Source organism: Patiriisocius sp. 208BN25-11 (assembly GCF_058147145.1).
The window spans coordinates 1-5,671 of sequence record NZ_JBYVJY010000028.1; the positions used below are offsets into that span (position 1 = coordinate 1).

The 5,671-nt window shown below is 37.3% G+C and carries 2 protein-coding genes; both read left to right on the plus strand.

Annotated features, from left to right (window positions below; genetic code table 11):
* Window positions 1-4,941 (plus strand): T9SS type A sorting domain-containing protein (locus tag ACY2RS_RS15370; RefSeq protein WP_490099552.1); only part of this gene is annotated, 4,941 nt, incomplete at its 5' end.
* Window positions 4,942-5,141: 200 nt separating this feature from the next.
* The coding region (locus ACY2RS_RS15375; RefSeq protein WP_490099553.1) for an ATP-dependent 6-phosphofructokinase at window positions 5,142-5,671 on the plus strand (530 nt) is incomplete at its 3' end.

Consider the following 5,671-nt stretch of genomic DNA (forward strand, 5'->3'; position numbering starts at 1 on the left):
TCTATTTTTAGTGGAGAATATGCGGATATAGCTGGATCAGATTTAAATCCAAACTGGGGTCAGTCTGGATTTGGTACAGCCGATACTGCATATGATACTGGTTCTGGAAACTTAGTGTTGGCGTATACGAATTTCAACTATCAAGGAATTCAATTTGGTGCTACACAAGATATTTCTGGGATGGAGTTTTTACACCTTGATCTATGGACAGATGGTGGCGTTGCTCCTAATGTATTTGTGATTAGTTCTGGAGCTGAAATACCCTTCGGACAATCAAATGGAGATGGCGCATGGCAAAGTATCGATATACCAATAGCGGGTATTACTGAAGATTTGATGAACGCCATTCAATTTAAGTTTGACGGCGGAGATGGCACACAAGCTATTTACTTAGATAACTTATATTTCTGGAAAAACCCTGTTGTAGCAGGAGGTCCTCCAACAGTAGATCCAATGACGCCACCAGCGAGAGATGCTGGAGATGTAATTTCAATATTTAGTGGCGAATATACAGATGTAGCTGGATCAGATTTAAATCCAAACTGGGGTCAGTCTGGATTTGGTACAGCCGATACTGCATATGATACTGGTTCTGGAAACTTAGTGTTGGCGTATACGAATTTCAACTATCAAGGAATTCAATTTGGTGCTACACAAGATATTTCTGGGATGGAGTTTTTACACCTTGATCTATGGACAGATGGTGGCGTTGCTCCTAATGTATTTGTGATTAGTTCTGGAGCTGAAATACCCTTCGGACAATCAAATGGAGATGGCGCATGGCAAAGTATCGATATACCAATAGCGGGTATTACTGAAGATTTGATGAACGCCATTCAATTTAAGTTTGACGGCGGAGATGGCACACAAGCTATTTACTTAGATAACTTATATTTCTGGAAGAACCCAGTGTCAACAACAGGTCCTGCTACAGCAGCACCAACACCTCCAACTAGAGATGCTGCAGATGTTGCTTCTATCTTTAGTGATGCTTATACAAACATTGCCGTAGAGACTTTTGATACCCCTTGGTGTCCTGGAGTTACTTCCGAAGTATTAATAGAAGGAAATCCAACCAAGTTAGTTGAAGGTCTAGGATGCGAAGGAGTAGAGTTTATAAATGATCGTATTGATGCAACAGAAATGACACATTTCCATATGGATATCTATACAGATTCAGATACTATGGATAAGAGTTTTAATGTAAAGTTCTCCAACTGGAATGGTGGTGCTGGCGAAGCCAATGCTATAGAATTTGCAGTAACCAATGGGAACTTTTTAACAAACCCGAACCCTGGGACTTGGATTTCACTTGATATTCCATTAGATAATTTTACGAATATCATCAATGGAGATAGAAATGATATTGCGCAGTTTGTAATTTCATCAGATCTAGGAGATGTATATTATGACAACCTTTACTTATGGAAAGATGGTAGTTCAACAACAGGTCCTGCTACAGCAGCACCAACCCCTCCAACAAGAGATGCTGCAGATGTTGCTTCTATCTTTAGTGATGCCTATACAAACATTGCAGTAGAAACTTTTGATACCCCTTGGTGTCCTGGAGTTACTTCCGAAGTATTAATAGAAGGAAATCCAACCAAATTAGTTGAAGGTCTAGGATGCGAAGGTGTAGAGTTTATAAATGATCGTATTGATGCAACAGAAATGACGCATTTCCATATGGATATCTACACAGATTCAGATACTATGGATAAGAGTTTTAATGTAAAGTTCTCCAACTGGAATGGTGGTGCTGGCGAAGCCAATGCTATAGAATTTGCAGTAACCAATGGGAACTTTTTAACAAACCCGAACCCTGGGACTTGGATTTCACTTGATATTCCATTAGATAATTTTACGAATATCATAAATGGAGATAGAAATGATATTGCGCAGTTTGTAATTTCATCAGACTTAGGAGATGTATATTATGACAATTTATATCTATACAAAGAGCCAGGAATGACTTCGGGCCCTCCAACGGCTGCACCAGTACCTCCTGCAAGAAATGCGGAGGATGTTATCTCTATATTTAGTGACGCTTATGCAGATATAGCAGTAGATACTTTTGATACCCCTTGGTGTCCTGGAACAACTACGGAAATATTAGTAGACGGAGATCCAACTAAATTTGTTACTGGATTAGGATGTGAAGGTGTAGAGTTTATTACAGGAAGATTTGATGCTACCGAAATGACAAACTTCCACATGGATATTTATACAGATTCAGATACCATGGATAAGAGCTTTAATGTAAAGTTCTCCAACTGGAATGGCGGCGGCGGGGAAGCTAATGCGCTTGAGTTTTCTGTAAATAATAGTAACTTTTTAACAAATCCAAACCCTGGGACATGGATTTCATTAGACATTCCGTTAGATGATTTTACAAGTATAGTTAATGGAGATAGAAATGATATTGTACAATTCATTATATCATCAGACCTAGGTGATGTATATTATGATAATTTGTATTTATGGAAAGAAGAAGGTGGAGGATCTTCTGTAGAACTCCCAATCACATTAGAAGGAGGTCAACTTCCATCATTTGGAGATTTTAATGGATCTGTAACACAAGTTATTGCAAATCCAGATGTATCGGGTGAGAATATTTCAGCAAATGTTGTAGAGAATACCGTTCCAGCAAACGCAGCTTTTGCAGGTACCAACTTCCCGCTTGATACAGAAATTGATATCACAACAGATAAAATGTTTACAATGACCGTTTGGTCACCGCTACCAAACACTCCGGTTCTGTTAAAATTAGAAAACGCTACAACAGGTGTCAATGCAGAACGAGAAGTATCAACTACAACAGATAGTGCTTGGGAAACCATCACATTTGATTTTAGTAGTGAAGGCGCATTAACCTTTGAATCTGTAACAGTGTTTATGAATTTTAATATGACAAATGCTGCAGACCAAACCTACTATTGGGATAATTTAGAGCAAATAGAGCCAATGGCAAGTCCAATAGAATTGCCTATCACATTAGAAGGAGGTCAGCTTCCATCATTTGGAGATTTTAATGGATCTGTAACACAAGTTATTGCAAATCCAGATGTATCGGGTGAGAATATTTCAGCAAACGTTGTAGAGAATACCGTTCCAGCAAACGCAGCTTTTGCAGGTACCAACTTCCCGCTTGATACAGAAATTGATATCACAACAGATAAAATGTTTACAATGACCGTTTGGTCACCGCTACCAAATACTCCGGTTCTGTTAAAATTAGAAAACGCTACAACAGGTGTCAATGCAGAACGAGAAGTATCAACTACAACAGATAGTGCTTGGGAAACCATTACATTTGATTTTAGTAGTGAAGGCGCATTAACCTTTGAATCTGTAACAGTGTTTATGAATTTTAATATGACAGATGCTGCAGATCAGACCTACTATTGGGATAATTTAGAGCAAATAGAGCCAATGGCAAGTCCAATAGAATTGCCTATCACATTAGAAGGAGGTCAGCTTCCATCATTTGGAGATTTTAATGGATCTGTAACACAAGTTATTGCAAATCCAGATGTATCGGGTGAGAATATTTCAGCAAACGTTGTAGAGAATACCGTTCCAGCAAACGCAGCTTTTGCAGGTACCAACTTCCCGCTTGATACAGAAATTGATATCACGACAGATAAAATGTTTACAATGACTGTTTGGTCACCGCTACCAAATACTCCGGTTCTGTTAAAATTAGAAAACGCTACAACAGGTGTCAATGCAGAACGAGAAGTATCAACTACAACAGATAGTGCTTGGGAAACCATTACATTTGATTTTAGTAGTGAAGGCGCATTAACCTTTGAATCTGTAACAGTGTTTATGAATTTTAATATGACAGATGCTGCAGATCAGACCTACTATTGGGATAATTTACAACAAGAAGGGGTTATTGTTGGTTCTGATGCAACATTAAGTGATTTACAAGTAGATGGAACAACCGTTGTTGGTTTTGATCCTGCGGTTACTTCATACAGTATTACATTACCTTCTGGAACTACAACAGTTCCTCAAATTACTTTAGCAACACCTACTGATCCTTTAGCGACAAGTGTAACAATTACACAGGCACCTGCAATTCCTGGTGATGCAACAGTAGATGTCGTAGCTGCAAATGGAGTAGATACAGAAACCTATATTGTTTCATTTAGTATTGTAGTTGGGCCGCCAATGGTAGCTGCTCCTACACCACCAGCAAGAGCTCCCGAAGATGTAATTTCATTATATAGTGATGCATATACAGACATAGCTATAGATTCTTTTGATACGCCTTGGTGTCCTGGGACAACTGATGAAATTCTAATAGAAGGAAATCCTACTAGAATAGTTTCTGGGCTAGGTTGTGAAGGAATAGAGTTTATCTCTGGAAGATTTGATGCAACAGCATTTTCGCACTTTCATATGGATATTTACATTGAAGGAGAAACTTTAGATAAGAACTTTAATGTAAAATTATCTAACTGGAATGGTGGTGATTCAGAAACAAATGCACTACAGTTCTCTGCAGATAATAGTAATTTCTTAACAACACCAAACCCTGGTACTTGGATTTCGTTAGATATTCCTTTAGATGATTTTAATACTATCAACAATGGAGATAGAAATGATATAGTTCAGTTTATTATGTCTTCTAACCTAGGCGAAATTTACTATGATAATTTATACATCTATAGAGATCCTTTAAGCACTAATGATTTTAATACAGCTCAATTTAATGTGTATCCAAACCCAACTTCTGATGCTTGGACAGTATCTGCAAATAGTACTATTAATACTGTTGTATTGTATGATGTACTTGGAAGTCAGGTTTTTGCTGCTTCACCAAAGCAACAGAATTTTAATATAAATGCTACTACACTAAATTCGGGAATGTATTTCGCTACCATTGAAAGTGAAAAAGGGACAAAAACAGTAAAATTGATTAAAAAATAGAAACGTTTAATTTTATAATCATTAGAAGCGTGTTAGATAATTTAGCACGCTTCTTTCTTTGAAATAATTCTATTTGTTTTAAAAAAATGGTATCTAACTAGTTTACTAAAACGTTATCGGTGGAAATTTAATAGGATCATAGAGTAATATTTTCATATTATATATTCTTCTACATATATTTATAAAAAATAAGAAATAAAATGAAGAAAATAGCAGTCTTAACTAGCGGTGGTGATGCGCCTGGCATGAATGCAGCTATCCGGGCTGTTGTTCGTTCTTGCGTATATCATGATGTAGCCTGTGTTGGTGTTTTTAGAGGGTATCAAGGTTTAATAGAAGGAGATTTTAAACCCTTAGATGCTCGATCTGTAAAAAACATCATTAATAAAGGAGGTACCTTTTTAAAATCTGCTAGATCAAAGGAGTTTAGAACAAAAGAAGGAAGGGCTAAAGCTTATAAGCATTTAAGGGCAGAAGAAATAGATGCTCTTGTTGCCATAGGTGGCGACGGGACCTTTACAGGAGCCATCGTATTTAATGAAGAGTTTAATTTTCCCATCGTTGGACTCCCAGGTACTATTGATAATGATATAAATGGCACCGATTTTACCATAGGCTATGATACAGCTCTCAATACCGTAGTGGAAGCCATCGATAAAATTAGAGACACTGCCAATTCTCATAATAGATTGTTTTTAGTAGAAGTAATGGGAAGAGATGCAGGAGACAT